Annotated in this window: 17 protein-coding genes; 6 read left to right on the top strand and 11 right to left on the bottom strand. The window is 43.5% G+C overall.

The genetic code is table 11. The features are described from left to right. Positions 1-28 precede the first annotated feature (28 nt). The 10 genes from N8O43_RS07035 to N8O43_RS06990 all read right to left on the bottom strand — a co-directional run bounded on the left by N8O43_RS07035 (position 29) and on the right by N8O43_RS06990 (position 7316). A complete protein-coding gene (locus tag N8O43_RS07035) occupies positions 29-1126 on the bottom strand; it encodes a nucleotidyltransferase (RefSeq protein ID WP_261089870.1) in 1098 nt (365 codons plus the stop codon). A gap of 9 nt (positions 1127-1135) precedes the next feature. After that, positions 1136-1876, bottom strand: a complete 741-nt coding sequence (locus N8O43_RS07030; protein WP_314726016.1) for a class I SAM-dependent DNA methyltransferase — start codon at positions 1874-1876, stop codon at positions 1136-1138. Between the two features lie 110 nt (positions 1877-1986). Then, a complete protein-coding gene (gene rsfS, locus N8O43_RS07025; RefSeq protein ID WP_049546916.1) occupies positions 1987-2340 on the bottom strand; it encodes a ribosome silencing factor in 354 nt (117 codons plus the stop codon). Beyond that, positions 2341-2934: a bis(5'-nucleosyl)-tetraphosphatase (symmetrical) YqeK gene (yqeK, locus tag N8O43_RS07020; protein WP_261089869.1), complete on the bottom strand. Its 594-nt coding sequence runs from the start codon at positions 2932-2934 to the stop codon at positions 2341-2343. Continuing rightward, positions 2934-3563: a nicotinate-nucleotide adenylyltransferase gene (locus N8O43_RS07015; RefSeq protein ID WP_261089868.1), complete on the bottom strand. Its 630-nt coding sequence runs from the start codon at positions 3561-3563 to the stop codon at positions 2934-2936. Before N8O43_RS07015 ends, yqeK begins: the two co-directional genes overlap by 1 nt. Before the next feature lie 51 nt (positions 3564-3614). Further along, positions 3615-3926 (bottom strand): ribosome assembly RNA-binding protein YhbY, encoded by a 312-nt coding sequence (yhbY, locus tag N8O43_RS07010; RefSeq protein ID WP_000060171.1) that lies wholly within the window; start codon positions 3924-3926, stop codon positions 3615-3617. 212 nt (positions 3927-4138) lie between these two features. Then, complete coding sequence (gene yqeH / locus N8O43_RS07005; protein WP_261089865.1) at positions 4139-5245, bottom strand: ribosome biogenesis GTPase YqeH; 1107 nt, start codon at positions 5243-5245, stop codon at positions 4139-4141. 2 nt (positions 5246-5247) lie between these two features. Then, positions 5248-5775, bottom strand: a complete 528-nt coding sequence (locus N8O43_RS07000; RefSeq protein WP_000963748.1) for a YqeG family HAD IIIA-type phosphatase — start codon at positions 5773-5775, stop codon at positions 5248-5250. Positions 5776-5789: 14 nt separating this feature from the next. Further along, complete coding sequence (locus N8O43_RS06995) at positions 5790-6698, bottom strand: magnesium transporter CorA family protein (RefSeq protein ID WP_261089863.1); 909 nt, start codon at positions 6696-6698, stop codon at positions 5790-5792. A gap of 51 nt (positions 6699-6749) precedes the next feature. After that, positions 6750-7316 carry a mechanosensitive ion channel family protein gene (locus N8O43_RS06990; protein WP_261089861.1) on the bottom strand — a complete coding sequence of 189 codons (567 nt, stop codon included), beginning with the start codon at positions 7314-7316 and terminating at the stop codon, positions 6750-6752. Between the two features lie 151 nt (positions 7317-7467). Here N8O43_RS06990 and sstT point away from each other — a divergent pair, with 151 nt between their 5' ends. After that, positions 7468-8673: a serine/threonine transporter SstT gene (gene sstT, locus N8O43_RS06985; protein ID WP_261089860.1), complete on the top strand. Its 1206-nt coding sequence runs from the start codon at positions 7468-7470 to the stop codon at positions 8671-8673. Between the two features lie 67 nt (positions 8674-8740). Continuing rightward, positions 8741-9694, top strand: a complete 954-nt coding sequence (locus N8O43_RS06980; RefSeq protein WP_261089859.1) for an aromatic acid exporter family protein — start codon at positions 8741-8743, stop codon at positions 9692-9694. Between the two features lie 695 nt (positions 9695-10389). Here the strand turns inward: N8O43_RS06980 and N8O43_RS06975 are convergent. Then, on the bottom strand, positions 10390-11934 hold the full coding sequence (locus N8O43_RS06975) for a peptide chain release factor 3 (RefSeq protein ID WP_001025437.1): 1545 nt from the start codon (positions 11932-11934) through the stop codon (positions 10390-10392). Positions 11935-12146: 212 nt separating this feature from the next. Between N8O43_RS06975 and gatC the strand changes: the two genes are divergently transcribed. The 4 genes from gatC to N8O43_RS06955 all read left to right on the top strand — a co-directional run bounded on the left by gatC (position 12147) and on the right by N8O43_RS06955 (position 16527). After that, complete coding sequence (gatC, locus tag N8O43_RS06970) at positions 12147-12449, top strand: Asp-tRNA(Asn)/Glu-tRNA(Gln) amidotransferase subunit GatC (protein ID WP_261009113.1); 303 nt, start codon at positions 12147-12149, stop codon at positions 12447-12449. Beyond that, complete coding sequence (gene gatA, locus N8O43_RS06965; RefSeq protein ID WP_261089858.1) at positions 12449-13915, top strand: Asp-tRNA(Asn)/Glu-tRNA(Gln) amidotransferase subunit GatA; 1467 nt, start codon at positions 12449-12451, stop codon at positions 13913-13915. Before gatC ends, gatA begins: the two co-directional genes overlap by 1 nt. Next, positions 13915-15357, top strand: a complete 1443-nt coding sequence (gene gatB, locus N8O43_RS06960) for an Asp-tRNA(Asn)/Glu-tRNA(Gln) amidotransferase subunit GatB (protein ID WP_261009115.1) — start codon at positions 13915-13917, stop codon at positions 15355-15357. The genes gatA and gatB overlap by 1 nt, the downstream gene beginning before the upstream one ends. Positions 15358-15483: 126 nt before the next feature. Next, entirely contained in the window at positions 15484-16527 is a 1044-nt protein-coding gene (locus N8O43_RS06955) for a 2,3-butanediol dehydrogenase (RefSeq protein ID WP_261009116.1), read from the top strand. Positions 16528-16596: the final 69 nt, after the last annotated feature.

The raw sequence follows: 16596 nt of genomic DNA, 5'->3' as shown, positions 1-16596 counted from the left end.
TTGAGAAAAAGCCTACCTTTCAGTAGACTTAGTTTCTTTCTATTCTTATCGGCACTCTTCCAAAATTCTGCTCTGCTATACTTGATTTTCCCAGTTGGTAAATCTGGTCTGCCTTTTGGGTCATAGCATCCCAGGGTTCTTTGCCAATTCGGCTGACTAGATTGACCTGCCCTTTCAGAGACTTAAGGTGTTGTCTGCCTTTTTCAGTAAAGCCAAGAACATGAATAGCTTCTGGTAAGTCACTTTCTCTAGCTTGCACCAAAATATAAGTCAAAAGGCGTCTGACACGCGCCTTGGTATAACGCTTGGTCGCAACCGCTTCAACCAATTCGTCAACAGAATGAGCCGTTTTGATAGCATCTTTGATGCGCACAGCCATTTCTTGATTGACCTGATAGATGGTGGTTAGGTCGAGATTTGACAAGATTTGATAGCGGAGTAAAGGAAAATAGTCGTCCCAGCTCACCTTACTGGCCTGCTCAAATAGGGCAACAGAAGGCATAAAGCTTTCTAAGAAATTTTTGTCTGATTGATGCTGACGCAGAGCTGTCGCCGAGGCGAAGTCCACATCCTGGTCCACAGAATGGTAACCAGCCCCCTGACGCTGAATCGGATGCAGCTTGATATTTCGTCCCGCAACCGCCTTGGCATAGGCCAGAGCAAGGACATGATTGGGCGTATTGCCTGAAAAATCAAGACCTGCAAATTCCTTCCACATGGCCTGAGTCTTCTGTGGATAAGAGAGAGAGTCAGGCAGATTTTCCACAAATTTCTCCATCTCAGTGGCCTGCTCTGTGTATAAGTCAGCGATTTTCTGGTAATCCAGAACTTCCTCCGTCCCAAAGGCTAAGTTATCAATCCCTAACTGAGCTAAGATATCCACAGCTCCTTGACCAAAGAAATCTGCTGCTTGAACACTGACTAAAAAGGGCAATTCCACTACCAAGTCTGCGCCATTTTCCAGTGCCATCTGGGCCCTTGTCCACTTGTCCACGATAGCAGGCTCGCCTCTTTGCATAAAATTCCCAGACATGGCAATGATTTTCAGCCCCTCTGCCTGTTCCAGCAGGTATTTATGCCCATTATGAAAAGGATTGAACTCCGCGATAATACCTGTGATGGTCATGATAATCTCCTACTTCTGCGCGACAAAAAACCAACGGGTGCTAGTTTCTGTAGGCTCTTTGTCCTCAAAGTCCGCATAGAGTTTGAAGGATTTGAAACCAGCCTGTTCCAGCAAAATATCATAGGTCAGAACCTCATAAGTCCGCTCCTCATGCACTTCATCGTGGCGACTAAAGGAACCGTCCGCCTCCTTGATAAAAAAGGTCAACTCATGCACGATGGAGTGAGGAGCCGCGTCCTCGTAGGTATCCCATAGCATGGCAAAATCTTCCGCATTTTCATGGTAGGAATAGCCTGGAAAAACTTCATCTGTCTGGTAGGTCGAATGCACATCAAAGATGAAGATGCCATCTTCGTTGAGAGCATTATAGACTTCCTTAAAGACGTCCCCTACTTCCACCTCATCCTGCATGTAGCAGACAGAGTCCGAGTAACACGTGACAAAATCATATTGACCTGACTTGGACAAATCCAGCATATTGCCTTCAATAAATTCAATCTTTTGCTTGGCTGAAGCCGCTCTCTTCTCAGCAATCTTCAACATATCCGCACTCAAATCAAGACCAGTCACATCAAAACCAGCCTGAGAGAAGCGCACAGATTGAATTCCTGTCCCACAAGCCAGTTCCAAGAGTTTCTTTCTCTCCTTGGTCTTAGGCAAATGACGAAGCGAAAAATCCGTCCATCTATCGTATAAACTGTCGTCCATGACCGCATCGTAAACAGCCGCAAAAGTTTCATAAGTTGCCATAATCATGATACCAAGAGCGTCAATGGCAAACACCACTCGCCCTTTACCTTTCTATCAATTTTTCTAAAATAAGCAAATAAAACCCAGTTGACTACAACTGAGTTCATCTTCTAAGCAAGAGCTTCTGAAATATCTACTGAATTTGCCTCATGCCATAGCTTTTCTAGGTTATAGTGGGCACGCATTTCTTCTGAAAAGACATGCACAACGACAGCGCCGAGGTCTAGTAAGACCCAACCTCCAGCTGCATCGCCTTCGATATGGCTACCTTTAAAGCCTGCATCAGCTACTTTTTCACGGATATTATCAGCGATAGCGTCCAACTGACGGCTATTCATTGAACTAGTAATAACAAAGTAATCCGTCACACTAGTCAAATCTTGTACATCAAGTGCGAGGATATCCTCCGCACGTTTCTCATCAGCCGCTTTCACGACTAGTTCTAGTAATTCTTTTTCGTTCATTTAGTCCTCTTTCAAATAGTGCACATAGGCGTTATAGGTTTCAAGGGTTTGGGGATAGATGGGAAATCCCTGGTGAGCTAAATGCTCTACAGTACGAGCTGTTTCGTAGGCCACAGCCTTATTGAGCGATAGCTCAGCAATCTCACGTGCCTGTTCAACACCTGGAAAGGCACGATTGTGCTCTATATAGTCTGCAACGTAGATGACTTTGTCTAGGTCGGTCATCTGATCAGCACCGACTGTATGGATTTCAATGGCTCGCAGGATTTCTGGATCATGCAAATCCAAGTCTTCTTGAATCTTGTAAATTCCAACCATGCCATGCCAGACATTATTGCCCCAGTTTTTGAGGTTAGGGTCTAGCTGATAACGGTCAATCAAATTCAGAAATTCCTGATCTGACAACTTTTTAGCATAGTCATGAAGAAGGCCTGCTAGTCCTGCTTTCTCGGTATCGACTCCAAATCGCTGAGCCAGTTCTATGGCTGCACGCTCCACACCCAAGCAGTGGGTTAAACGTTTTTCAGGTAGAAGCTCTGCCATTCTCCCCAACAAAGCCTCACGAGAGCAGTTGATATAGTCTTGATAAGCCATCAATAGAGCCCCTCCTTCTCTATGTAGTCTAGCACTGGCTGAGGTAGGAGAAAGTTGGGTTTCCGTCCTTGAGCAAGGAAGTCCCGCACCATGCTGGACGAGATATCCATGAGAGGCACATCCACCCAGATAACTGGATAGGAAGTCCCTGCCTTGTAGCGTGGGCGCTGAACCCCTACAAACTGAACTAGGTCAACCAGCTCATCAATTCGGTACCACTTGGGCAGATAGTCTACCATGTCGGCACCGATGATAAAGTAATAATCTGTATCTGGATTCTTCTCAGTTAGAAGCTTCATGGTGTCGTAGGTGTAAGAAATACCCTTGCGCTCCAGCTCAATAGTTTCAATAGCTAGACCGTCAATCCCCTCAATCGCCAATTCAAGCATCTTGAGACGGTGATGTTCAGGGATGGTTTCTTTTTTGTCTACATGAGGAGGTTGGTATTCAGGCATGAGCAGGACCTGGTCCAGTCCTAACTGTTGTCGTACTTGGTCCGCTACAACAAGGTGGGCATGGTGAACAGGGTTAAAATTCCCTCCTAAAATCCCAACTTGTTTGCGTTTTTTCTCCTTGATTTCTGGCTCCAACTCTACCTTGGTAAAGGGAGTCAATAGTTCGATTGCCATAGGCTAGTCTCCTTTATTTCTCTGTAAAAACAGTTGTTTGGAGTATGGGGGTTAAATTTCTTTGACTTTTTTAGAAATCTTGCGATTCTCTTTCTTGCTAGATTGTTTATACAAAATCAAGATGCGTCCAATTTTTTGGACTGTGTCCACACCGATTTCTTCTTCCAATATTTCAGCTACTTCGTGGATATTTTCATCTGTGTTTTGCAAGAGCGTTACTTTAATCAATTCACGGGCGTCAAGTGCTTGACGAACGCTGGTCTTGATTTGGTCGTTAAGTCCATTTTTCCCGATTTGGATGATGGGTTTGAGGGTGTGTGCCTGGCTGTTGAGGAAGGCACGTTGTTTTGATGTTAATGACATAATTTTCTTCCTTGTTTTTTGATAGTTATTTTAGGTGGTGAGGGACGGTCGGAACTAATTTCCCAAAGATCTCATCTTTGAAAAATGGATTTCCTGACCTCACAATTGAGCCTTGGTCTCAATTGCGCCCCTTGCCAATCTACAGATTGGCAAAACACCACAGCAATAACTATCTTTTTATGAGCTCACTTTGTTCGCTCAGTGATTTCATTTTAAATAATGGCTTTTCGTGTGACAACTGCGACGCCTTCTGGTGCCCAAACTGCGACTTTGGCTGTTCCTGTTACGCGGATCCAGCCGAGTCCAGAGATGACTAGGTCTGTCTTGTCCTTAATGTTAAAGACATGCTGGACTAGTTTTGGAAAATCTTCCTTTTCCTTGCTATTTGGTGGTGTCAGAAGGCTTCCAAGGTGCTTGTCGTAGAAAGCACTAGCGCCTTCAAGCTTGGTACGATGCAATTTGAGTTCATTGTCAAAGAAGGCAGTGAAACCTTGCTTTTCACCCGCAATGAAGTCAAAGCGTCCGAGACCACCTAAAAACAGGGTTTGTTCAGGATTGAGCTGATAAGTCTTAGGCTTGATTTCCTTTTTAGGGCTGACATACTTGAGATTTTTGGCCGTCAAGTAGTGGGCCATTTGGTGACGGTGGATGATGCCCGGCGTATCGTAAATATAAGATCCGTCGTCAAGCGGAATCTCAATCTTGTCCAAGGTTGTTCCTGGGAAACGTGAAGTTGTAATCACGTTCTGGTCACCCGTGATTTCTTGGATAATAGCATTGATAAGAGTTGATTTTCCAACGTTGGTCACACCGACCACATAGACATCACGGCCCTTACGGTAGTGTTCAATCTTGTCAATGACTTCCTTAATGGCATGTTTGTTTTGTGCTGAAGTTAGGACGACATCGACTGGACGAAGTCCTTCTTCGTGGGCACGTTCCATGAGCCACTGGCTAATCTTGCTCGGCTTAACTGACTTAGGGAGGATATCTTTTTTATTTCCTACCAAAAGGACATCATTGCCTGAGACAAAACGTGGCAAGCCTGGGATAACAGAGCCATTAAAATCAAAGATATCAATGACATTGACCACCAAGGCATCACTGTCTCCCACCTCGTGCAAGAGCTTGAGGAAATCATCGTCCGTCAACTGGACATCCGTGATTTCATTGTAGTGACGGAGACGGAAACAGCGTTGGCAATATACTTCGCCCGTCTCCAAACCTTTTTCAAGTGCCGACTGGGGGGTAAATCCAAGACCAGCCTTGTCTGTCGTCTGAATGGTTGCTCCACAACCAATACAGAGAATTTCTTCCATAGTTAAATTCCTTTTTTATATGTAATCGGTCCGTACTTTTCAGTGATTTTTCGCATCACACGACGCTCACGAGCTCGGTTAATCTGCGTTTTGATCGAGTCATGTTGGACCAAGGGTTTGACTAAAATCGAGCGAATGCCAGCACGGTGGGCTGCTCGTATATCTGTCATGAGCTGGTCGCCAACCATGACCACTTCGCTTTTCTCATAGTGGAATTCCTTCATGGCACGATCAATCCCAAATGTGAAGGGCTTCAAGGCCCAGTAAACGTAATCAATCCCAAATTTCTCAACTGCACGTTGAACCCGTTTTTTTGTGTTATTTGAGACTACGATAATGCGAATGCCCGCGTCCCGAAGGTCATGTAGCCATTGCTTCATCTCTGGCGTCCCATCAGGGTTGTTCCAAGCAATGAGGGTATTGTCCAAATCGACCAAAACAGCCTTGATTCCCTGCGCCTGCAGGCTTGGGACTGTCAGATCATAAACTGCTTCCACAGCGAAATCTGGCATGTAATTTTCAATCGCCATTTTGGCTCCTTTTCTTAACTTTTTTTCGCAATTTTCCTTAGCAACAATGACAGGACAATCCACAACCCAGCACTGGCCAAACTAATGTAGAGCCAAGCATGGGGCTCATCTGTTAATGGCAAGGGAATATTCATTCCAAAAAAGCCTGTCACGACTGCCAAAACCGCTAGCAAGACTGAAATGATGGTCAAGGTTGTCAAATTATCATTCAGATTATTGTTTAGGATATTGTTGTAAGATGCTGATAGTTGTTGGAGGACTTGAGAAATCAAGTCTGTCATGGATACCAGCTGATGAGCCTCAATCATGGCATCATCAAACTGTTCTCTCTCAATTTCGTTAAAACTGCGATAGAGGGCATGCCCTTGAATATGTTCCAGCAACATGCGATTTTGCTTGGCAGCCGCAGTAAGATAAACCATACCAGTCTCCAAGTCGGAAAGGGCAAAGAGGTTTTTCTTAGTTGTCCGCTGGCGCAGGAGCCCATTAACCTCATCCTTACTCTTGTCCATCTGCTCAATGACAGGATAGTAGGCATTGCTGATGATTTCCAGACTGGCAAAGAGAAACTTGTAAATCGAAAGCATGTCATGACTCTCCAGATAACGGGTCATCTGTTCAATGACATAGGCGTTCTTAGTATTGCTAATGGTAATCAGGCGACGATGTTCCACGATAAAGGTCATGGGAAAAGCTTCATAGTATGCCTTATCCTTTTTCAAGTTCAAGACATTGTAGATAAAAGTCACCGTCCCATTTTCACGGTGATAATCCATGTGGGCACGCTCATTTCTATCCAGCGCATATTCGATGGTTTCCTTGTCCAAACCGTAGATTTCAGAAAGGTCCTCTAGTTTTTTCAACTTGTCCAAATCTAAGTTAATCCAGGTACAACCATTGCCCAACTGTTTTTCTAAAAACATCTTCTCTCCTTTACCAAACTCTTTCTATTGTACCATAAATCTGCTAAAATTTCAGGCCTGGTCTGTTCGAGAGAAATTGCTGACGACGGTGATATTCCGATTGGGAACGAAGTGCAGAACCTGGTCTTCTCCTCTGAGTTGGGTTGTTCGAATACCTACACTGACAACCTTACCCGATACAGTAATAGGACCATTTGTCAAAACAACCTCATCTCCTACATCCAGTTGACGTTCAAAGAGGATGAAAAAGCCATTGATGACATCAGACAGAAAACCTTGGGCTCCCATCCCAATAGCCACCCCAGCAATCCCAGCTCCTGCCAGCAAACTAGAAACTGGCAAACCTATAATCGACAAAATGCAGTAAAGTAAAAAGAAATAAAGGGTATAATTAAACACATTTTCTAACAGACGTGAGATGGTTTTCTGACGCCCAACATCGTGACGAGACATTTTTAGAGAAGGTTTAACAATTCTCTGCACCATGGTATGGAGCAATTTCTTAGCTATATAAAAGAGTAAAAATAGAAATAACAGAGAAATTAACTTGGTTAAGATATTCTCAATAATCGTTGTTATATCAAGCTTATTGAGGTAGGTTTGAAAAAATTCTTGCATAGAAAACTCCTTTCATTTATTATACCATACTTTCACAAGTGATGAATCTCCATAAATATTCAAAAATAACAGCCAAAATAGACAGAAAATTCTTGATTTTAGTTCATATTTATACTATAATCATAAACATTACACAACAAAGGAGATTGTTATGAAAAAATTTATTCATGCTTGGAATAAGGCAAGCCTAATCAAACGAATTTTGATTGGTATGCTTATTGGAGGAACCCTAGGACTGACACTTCCTAACGTTTCAGGAATTGGCCTGCTCGGAGATCTCTTTGTTGGTGGCCTCAAAGCCATCGCACCGATTCTGGTCTTTGCCCTCGTTGCCAATGCCCTTTCCCAACATCAAAAGGGACAAGATAGCAATATGAAAACCGTTATCTTCCTTTACTTGGTGGGAACCTTTGCCGCTGCCCTTATCGCTGTACTAGCAAGTTTCATCGTACCTATTGAAATTACCCTAAATAGTGCTAATACCGATATTGCTCCACCAGATGGGATTGGACAAGTCCTCAGCAACCTCTTGCTCAAACTGGTTGACAATCCAGTCAATGCCCTTGTCACAGCCAACTACATCGGTATCCTATCCTGGGCAGTTGTTTTCGGGATTGCTATGAGAGAAGCCAGCAAAAATAGTAAAGAATTGCTGAAAACCATAGCTGATGTGACTTCTAAGATTGTCGAATGGATCATCAACCTAGCTCCATTTGGAATCCTTGGCCTTGTCTTTAAAACTATCTCTGATAAGGGAATCGGAAGCCTAGCCAACTACGGAATCTTGCTTGGCCTCTTGGTGACAACTATGTTCTTTGTTGCTCTAGTAGTCAATCCATTGATTGCCTTTCTCTTTATGAAGAGAAATCCTTATCCCCTCGTTTGGAAATGTTTGCGTGTCAGCGGTGTGACAGCCTTCTTCACTCGTAGTTCTGCGGCTAACATCCCTGTCAATATGAAACTTTGCCACGACCTCGGACTGGATCCAGATACCTATTCTGTTTCTATCCCACTTGGTTCTACTATCAACATGGCAGGGGCAGCGATTACTATTAACATTTTGACCCTTGCTGCAGTAAATACTTTGGGAATCCCTGTTGACTTTGCAACAGCCTTTGTCCTCAGTGTAGTAGCAGCTATCTCAGCCTGTGGCGCTTCTGGTATTGCGGGCGGTTCCCTCCTTCTTATCCCAGTTGCTTGTAGCCTTTTCGGTATTTCTAACGATATTGCCATGCAAGTTGTTGGGGTTGGATTTGTGATTGGGGTCATCCAAGATTCATGTGAAACAGCTCTCAACTCTTCAACAGATGTCCTCTTTACTGCCGTTGCCGAATACGCAGCAGCCCGTAAGAAATAACTCATAAAGACAAGCCTGCTCAGGTCTTGTCTTTTCCGCTTTTATTCTAACTTACTAGGAAATCCTTATGTCTATTAGCCAACGTACGACCAAGCTCATCTTAGCTACCTGTCTTGCCTGCCTTCTTGCTTATTTTCTCAATCTCTCCTCAGCTGTCTCGGCTGGAATCATCGCCCTCTTGAGCCTATCCGATACTCGTAGAAGTACCTTAAAACTGGCCCGTAATCGACTCTTTTCCATGCTTCTAGCTCTAGCTATCGGTGTTTTGGCTTTTCACTTGAGCGGATTTCATATCTGGAGCCTTGGCCTCTATCTAACCCTCTATGTGCCTCTAGCCTACAAGATGGGCTGGGAAATTGGCATCACACCAAGTAGCGTGTTGGTTAGCCATCTCTTGGTGCAAGAGTCAACCTCTCCAGAACTCCTAGTCAACGAATTCCTTCTCTTTGCTATCGGTACTGGATTTGCCTTGCTTGTTAATCTCTACATGCCTTCACGAGAAGAGGACATCCAGCATTACCACACATTAGTAGAAGAAAAGTTAAAAGATATCCTCCAGCGCTTCAAATATTATTTATCCAGAGGGGATGGACGCAACCGAGCACAACTGGTTGAAGAATTAGACACCCTTTTGGAAGAAGCCCTCAGACTGGTCTATTTGGATCACTCAGACCACCTCTTTCACCAGACTGATTACCATATTCACTACTTTGAGATGAGACAGCGACAAAGTCGCATCCTGCGAAACATGGCCCAGCAAATCAACACCTGTCACCTAGCTGCCAGTGAAAGCCTGATTTTAGCGCAACTCTTTTCAAAAATTGCAGTTCAACTGAGCCAGACCAATCCTGCTTCTGATTTGCTAGATGAAATTGAACGTTATCTAGAAGTCTTTCGGAACCGCAGTCTGCCCAAGACCAGAGAAGAATTTGAAACCCGTGCCACACTTCTTCAACTCCTACGTGAAGCCAAAACCTTCATCCAAGTAAAAGTTGACTTTTACCAAAAATATGGACAGTAAAAAAGAAAACTTCAGACCAATCACAAAAGGTGAATATCTGAAGTTTTCTTTTATTTGTAAGTTATTACCATAAAGGTTAATAGTAAAACGAATAAGGCTTAATATTCAACATCTTTTTATAGAATGCTGAGATAAAATACTGCAAAGTTTGCAGTATTATTATCCACTACACGGAGTTTAGCAAATCGAGTCTATTTGCAAACGAAGTTAGTAAAACAGTTACCGCTTCCTTACCATTACGACGGAAAAATCCACGAATCAATATCATTCGCGGACTTTTCATAGTGGAGATTCTAGCCAATTTCCTTAGAAACTTAGCATTAGTTACTTAGATTGTTGCACTATCAAATAAATTTACTGAACTACGACACGGAGTTTGGCAAAGCGATTTCATTTGCTAAACGTAGTTAGTGAGGCAGTTAGCTAGACAACTCACTAGCCGTTACGACGTAAAGTTTTACGAATCGATACTATTCGTAAAACTTTACTAGTGGAGCGCCTAGCCAAGTTCCATAGAAACTTGGCGTTAGTTACTTAGATTGTTACACAATAAAATACATTTACTGAACTACGACACGGAGTTTAGCAAATCGATTCTATTTGCCAAACGTAGTTAGTAAGGCAGTTAGCTAGTTCGCCAAATAGCGACTAGCGTCCAACAATTAGGAACTTTAGTTCCAATTGTTGGTACTGAGTTACATCTTTTCTTCCAACTCTACATCTGGATACTTGTCCGCAAACCAGCGTAGGGCAAAGTCATTTTCAAAGAGGAAGACTGGTTGGTCGAAACGGTCTTTGGCCAAGATATTTCGGCTTGATGACATCCGTTCATCCAAGTCCTCGGGCTTGATCCAACGAACGGTCTTTTTACCCATTGGGCTCATGACTACTTCCGCATTGTACTCGCCTTCCATGCGGTGTTTAAAGACTTCAAACTGGAGTTGACCTACAGCGCCTAGCATATACTCGCCTGTTTGGTAATTCTTATAAAGCTGAATGGCACCTTCTTGCACCAATTGCTCAATCCCCTTGTGGAAGGATTTCTGCTTCATGACATTCTTAGCAGAAACTTTCATGAAAATCTCAGGTGTAAAGGTTGGCAGTGGTTCAAATTCAAACTTGTTTTTCCCAACTGTCAAGGTATCCCCAACTTGATATGTACCTGTATCGTAAACCCCGATAATATCACCTGCCACGGCATTGGTCACATTCTCACGACTTTCCGCCATAAACTGAGTAACATTCGAAAGTTTAGCACCCTTACCAGTACGAGGCAGGTTGACACTCATACCACGTTCAAATTCACCCGATACGATACGTACAAAGGCAATACGGTCACGGTGACGAGGGTCCATATTGGCTTGGATTTTAAAGACAAATCCTGAGAAATCTTTATCATAAGGATCCACAATTTCACCATCTGTTTTCTTATGACCATGAGGTTCCGGAGCAAACTTAAGGAAGGTTTCAAGGAAGGTCTGCACACCAAAGTTTGTCAAAGCTGAACCGAAGAAGACAGGTGTCAATTCTCCAGCCAGAATAGCTTCCTCTGAAAACTCATTCCCAGCTTCATTTAAAAGTTCAATATCATCCTTGACTTGCTCGTAGAAAGGATTGCTACCAAAGAGTTTGTCCCCGTCTTCTAGACTGGCAAAACGCTCATCCCCTTTGTAGAGCTCCAAGCGTTGGTTATAGAGGTCATAGAGCCCTTCGAAGGCTTTCCCCATCCCAATAGGCCAGTTCATCGGATAGCTAGCAATGCCCAAGACTTCTTCCAATTCTTGCAAGAGGTCCAGTGGCTCACGACCGTCACGGTCCAGCTTATTCATAAAGGTAAAGACCGGAATTCCACGGTGTTTGACAACTTCAAACAATTTCTTGGTTTGGGCCTCGATACCCTTGGCAGAATCCACAACCATAACTGCAGCATCCACCGCCATCAAGGTACGATAGGTATCTTCTGAAAAGTCCTCATGCCCTGGCGTGTCGAGGATATTCACACGCTTGCCATCATAGTCAAACTGCATCACAGATGAAGTCACCGAAATCCCACGTTGCTTCTCGATATCCATCCAGTCAGACTTGGCAAAAGTCCCTGTTTTCTTTCCTTTTACGGTACCAGCCTCACGAATCTCGCCCCCAAAGTAGAGCAACTGCTCAGTGATGGTTGTTTTCCCCGCGTCCGGATGGGAGATGATGGCAAAGGTACGACGTTTCTTAATTTCTTCTTGAATATTCATAAGTTCTCTTTCTTTGATTCTCTATTTTTCTTGTTCCAATAGCTAAGAATGATTTCTACATTGGATTTTACCATTCCTTTCAACACTCCATTATATCGGATTTTGCCATTTTTTTCAATTTCTATTTCTTTTCACTTCCCCCTCCCTTATTTATAGGAAAATATGGTAAAATAGAACAGACTAAAAATCATCATTTCACGAAAGGATGCAAGATGAAAATTACGCAAGAAGAGGTAACACACGTTGCCAATCTTTCAAAATTAAGATTCTCTGAAGAAGAAACTGCTGCCTTTGCGACTACCTTGTCTAAGATTGTTGACATGGTTGAATTGCTAGGCGAAGTTGACACAACCGGTGTCGCACCTACTACGACAATGGCCGACTGCAAGACTGTACTCCGCCCTGATGTGGCTGAAGAAGGAACAGACCGTGATCGCTTGTTTAAAAACGTACCTGAAAAAGACAACTACTATATCAAGGTACCAGCTATCCTAGACGATGGAGGAGATGCCTAATGACTTTCAACAATAAAACCATTGAAGACTTGCACAATCTCCTTGTTTCTAAGGAAATTTCAGCAACAGAATTGACACAAGCTACGCTTGAAGATATCAAGTCTCGCGAGACAGCTATTAACGCTTTTGTTACCATCGCTGAGGAGCAAGCCCTTGCGCAAGCTAAAGCTATTGATGAAGCAGGAATCGATGCTGATAATGCCCTCTCAGGAATTCCACTTGCAGTTAAGGATAACATCTCTACTGATGGTATTCTCACAACTGCTGCTTCAAAAATGCTCTACAACTATGAGCCTATTTTTGATGCGACAGCCGTTTCCAATGCAAAAGCGAAAGGCATGATTGTCGTCGGAAAGACCAACATGGACGAATTTGCCATGGGTGGTTCAGGTGAAACTTCTCACTACGGAGCAACTAAAAACGCTTGGGACCACAGCAAGGTTCCTGGTGGTTCATCAAGTGGTTCGGCCGCAGCTGTAGCGTCAGGGCAAGTCCGCTTATCACTTGGTTCTGATACTGGTGGTTCTATCCGCCAACCTGCTGCCTTTAACGGGATTGTTGGTCTCAAACCAACCTACGGAACAGTTTCACGTTTCGGTCTCATTGCCTTTGGTAGCTCATTAGACCAGATTGGACCTTTTGCTCCTACTGTTAAGGAAAATGCTCTCTTGCTCAACGCTATTGCCAGCGAAGATGCCAAAGACTCTACTTCGGCCCCTGTTCGCATTGCCGACTTTACTTCAAAAATTGGTCAAGACATCAAGGGCATGAAAATTGCTTTACCTAAGGAATACCTCGGTGAAGGAATTGACCCAGAGGTTAAGGAAACCATTCTGAATGCTGCTAAGCACTTTGAAAAACTTGGTGCTATCGTTGAAGAAGTCAGCCTTCCTCACTCTAAATACGGTGTGGCAGTTTACTACATCATCGCTTCATCAGAAGCTTCCTCAAACTTGCAACGCTTTGACGGTATCCGTTACGGCTACCGTGCAGAGGATGCGACAAACCTTGATGAAATCTATGTAAACAGCCGTAGCCAAGGTTTCGGTGAAGAAGTAAAACGCCGTATCATGCTAGGTACTTTCAGTCTTTCATCAGGTTACTACGATGCCTACTACAAGAAAGCTGGTCAGGTTCGTACCCTCATCATTCAAGATTTCGAAAAAGTCTTCGCGGATTACGACTTGATTTTGGGTCCAACTGCTCCAAGTGTTGCTTATGACTTGGATTCTCTCAACCACGATCCAGTTGCTATGTACTTGGCTGACCTTTTGACCATCCCAGTCAACTTAGCTGGTCTCCCAGGAATTTCAATTCCTGCTGGATTTTCTCAAGGTCTACCAGTCGGTCTACAATTGATTGGTCCTAAGTACTCTGAGGAAACCATTTACCAAGCTGCTGCTGCTTTTGAAGCAACAACAGACTACCACAAACAACAACCCGTGATTTTTGGAGGTGATAACTAATGAACTTTGAAACAGTCATTGGACTTGAAGTCCACGTAGAGCTCAACACCAATTCAAAAATCTTCTCACCCACTTCTGCCCACTTTGGTAATGACCAAAATGCCAATACAAATGTGATTGACTGGTCTTTCCCAGGAGTTCTGCCAGTTCTCAATAAAGGTGTTGTTGATGCCGGTATCAAGGCTGCTCTTGCCCTCAACATGGACATCCACAAGAAGATGCACTTTGACCGCAAGAACTACTTCTATCCTGATAATCCAAAGGCCTACCAAATTTCTCAGTTTGATGAGCCAATTGGTTATAATGGTTGGATTGAAGTCGAGCTAGAAGACGGTACGACCAAGAAAATCGGTATCGAACGTGCTCACCTAGAAGAAGATGCTGGTAAAAATACCCACGGTACAGACGGCTACTCTTACGTTGACCTCAACCGCCAAGGGGTGCCATTGATTGAGATTGTATCTGAAGCAGACATGCGTTCTCCTGAAGAAGCCTATGCTTACCTAACAGCCCTCAAGGAAGTTATCCAGTACGCTGGTATTTCTGACGTTAAGATGGAAGAAGGTTCTATGCGTGTGGATGCCAATATCTCTCTTCGCCCTTATGGCCAAGAGAAATTCGGTACCAAGACAGAGTTGAAAAACCTCAACTCATTCTCAAATGTCCGTAAAGGTCTCGAATACGAAGTCCAACGTCAAGCCGAAATCCTTCGCTCAGGTGGTCAGATCCGCCAAGAAACACGCCGTTACGATGAAGCCAATAAAGCAACCATCCTCATGCGTGTCAAGGAAGGCGCTGCTGACTACCGTTACTTCCCAGAACCAGACCTACCACTCTTTGAAATCTCAGAAGAGTGGATTGAGGAAATGCGTACTGAATTGCCAGAATTTCCGAAAGAACGCCGTGCTCGCTACGTTGCTGACCTTGGCTTGTCAGACTACGATGCTAGCCAGTTGACTGCAAATAAGGTCACTTCTGATTTCTTTGAAAAAGCTGTCGCACTCGGTGGTGATGCCAAACAAGTCTCTAACTGGCTTCAAGGTGAAGTTGCTCAGTTCTTGAACGCTGAAGGTAAAACACTGGAACAAATCGAATTGACACCAGAAAACTTGGTAGAAATGATTGCCATCATCGAAGACGGCACGATCTCGTCTAAGATTGCCAAGAAAGTCTTTGTCCACCTGGCTAAAAATGGCGGTGGCGCGCGTGAATACGTTGAAAAAGCAGGTATGGTTCAAATCTCAGATCCAGATATCCTGATTCCAATCATCCACCAAGTCTTTGCGGATAACGAAGCTGCTGTTGCCGACTTCAAGTCAGGCAAACGCAACGCAGATAAGGCCTTCACAGGATTCCTTATGAAAGCAACCAAAGGCCAAGCCAACCCACAAGTCGCCCTTAAACTACTTGCCCAAGAATTGGCGAAGTTGAAAGAAGATTAATACGTAAAAGAAACCAGCCCTAAGGTTGGTTTTTTCTTGACAAACAAAATAGAAAGCGTTTACAATATTACATGTAAAGTTTCCAAAAAAGAAAACTAAAAATCGCAACAATAAGGAGTTATTCATATGGCTACAATGAAAGCTGCTTGCTGGCATGCAGCGAAAGATGTTCGTATTCAAGAAGTAGAAGTTCCTGAAGTACTTCCGCACCAAGTAAAAGTTGCAGTTAAGTTCACAGGAATTTGTGGTACTGACCTCCACGAATTTTTAGATGGACCTATCTTTATCCCAACAGATGAGCACGTCTATTCTGGTCAAAAAGCACCGGTGACACTGGGACATGAATTTTCTGGTGAAATCGTAGAAGTTGGAAGTGATGTTACTCGTGTGAAAGTTGGTGATCGTGTTGCTGTAGAACCAATTCTAGCTAAGAATAACTTAGTTGGTGATTATAACTTGGATCCAAACCTTAACTTTGTTGGTTTGGCTGCAGACGGTGGATTTGCCAAATATTGTGTTTTAGATGGCGACTTAGTACATGTTATTCCAGATAGCTTGAGCTATGAGCAAGCTGCTCTCACTGAGCCCGCTGCTGTTGCAGTCTATGCTGTTCGTCAATCGTCTTTGAAAGCTGGCGATACAGCTGTTGTCTTTGGTTTAGGACCAATCGGTCTGTTAATTGTAGAAGCTCTCCGTGCAGCTGGTGCTTCTAAGATTTATGCCGTTGAATTATCACCAGAACGCCAAGCCAAAGCAGAGGAATTAGGGGCTATCGTTGTACGTCCACAAGAAGGAGAAACAGTTGTTGAAGCTGTACACCGTTTAACAAATGGTGGTGCAGACGTTTCTTATGAAGTAACTGGTGTACCAGTAGTTTTGGGACAGGCTCTAGCTGCTGTACATAAGGCAGGTGAGTGTATGGTTGTCTCTATCTGGGAACGAGAAGCAAATATCAATCCAAATGAATTTGCTATCCAAGAAAAGACACTAAAAGGAATTATTGCTTATCGTCATATCTTCCCTAAAGTATTAGATTTGATGGAACAGGGCTACTTCTCTGCTGAAAAATTGGTTACTAAGAAAATCAAATTGGAAAATATCGTAGAAGAAGGCTTTATCGAATTAACTCAAGACAAGTCACAAATCAAGATTTTGGTAGAACCAGAATAAAAAATCAATCTTTTTAAGACAATACAATCAGGTCGGAGCAAGGTCACTTCGGCCTTTTGAATGGAAGAA

The organism is Streptococcus mitis (genome assembly GCF_946190335.1).
In the GTDB taxonomy this organism is placed as follows: domain Bacteria; phylum Bacillota; class Bacilli; order Lactobacillales; family Streptococcaceae; genus Streptococcus; species Streptococcus mitis_CH.
Note: the sequence above shows the minus strand (reverse complement) of the source record. Positions and strands in the feature narration are given on the sequence as shown.

Bases quoted from the DNA above. Each gene is read 5' to 3' on its own strand.
- N8O43_RS07035 (WP_261089870.1), bottom strand. From the start codon at position 1,126: ATGACCATCACAGGTATTATCGCGGAGTTCAATCCTTTTCATAATGGG.
- N8O43_RS06975 (WP_001025437.1), bottom strand. From the start codon at position 11,934: ATGAATATTCAAGAAGAAATTAAGAAACGTCGTACCTTTGCCATCATC.
- gatA (WP_261089858.1), top strand. From the start codon at position 12,449: ATGACTTTCAACAATAAAACCATTGAAGACTTGCACAATCTCCTTGTT.
- sstT (WP_261089860.1), top strand. From the start codon at position 7,468: ATGAAAAAATTTATTCATGCTTGGAATAAGGCAAGCCTAATCAAACGA.
- N8O43_RS07015 (WP_261089868.1), bottom strand. From the start codon at position 3,563: ATGGCAATCGAACTATTGACTCCCTTTACCAAGGTAGAGTTGGAGCCA.
- N8O43_RS07030 (WP_314726016.1), bottom strand. From the start codon at position 1,876: ATGGCAACTTATGAAACTTTTGCGGCTGTTTACGATGCGGTCATGGAC.
- N8O43_RS06955 (WP_261009116.1), top strand. From the start codon at position 15,484: ATGGCTACAATGAAAGCTGCTTGCTGGCATGCAGCGAAAGATGTTCGT.
- yqeH (WP_261089865.1), bottom strand. From the start codon at position 5,245: ATGGAAGAAATTCTCTGTATTGGTTGTGGAGCAACCATTCAGACGACA.
- N8O43_RS06990 (WP_261089861.1), bottom strand. From the start codon at position 7,316: ATGCAAGAATTTTTTCAAACCTACCTCAATAAGCTTGATATAACAACG.
- N8O43_RS07000 (WP_000963748.1), bottom strand. From the start codon at position 5,775: ATGGCGATTGAAAATTACATGCCAGATTTCGCTGTGGAAGCAGTTTAT.
- gatC (WP_261009113.1), top strand. From the start codon at position 12,147: ATGAAAATTACGCAAGAAGAGGTAACACACGTTGCCAATCTTTCAAAA.
- yqeK (WP_261089869.1), bottom strand. From the start codon at position 2,934: ATGGCTTATCAAGACTATATCAACTGCTCTCGTGAGGCTTTGTTGGGG.
- gatB (WP_261009115.1), top strand. From the start codon at position 13,915: ATGAACTTTGAAACAGTCATTGGACTTGAAGTCCACGTAGAGCTCAAC.
- yhbY (WP_000060171.1), bottom strand. From the start codon at position 3,926: ATGTCATTAACATCAAAACAACGTGCCTTCCTCAACAGCCAGGCACAC.
- rsfS (WP_049546916.1), bottom strand. From the start codon at position 2,340: ATGAACGAAAAAGAATTACTAGAACTAGTCGTGAAAGCGGCTGATGAG.
- N8O43_RS06995 (WP_261089863.1), bottom strand. From the start codon at position 6,698: ATGTTTTTAGAAAAACAGTTGGGCAATGGTTGTACCTGGATTAACTTA.
- N8O43_RS06980 (WP_261089859.1), top strand. From the start codon at position 8,741: ATGTCTATTAGCCAACGTACGACCAAGCTCATCTTAGCTACCTGTCTT.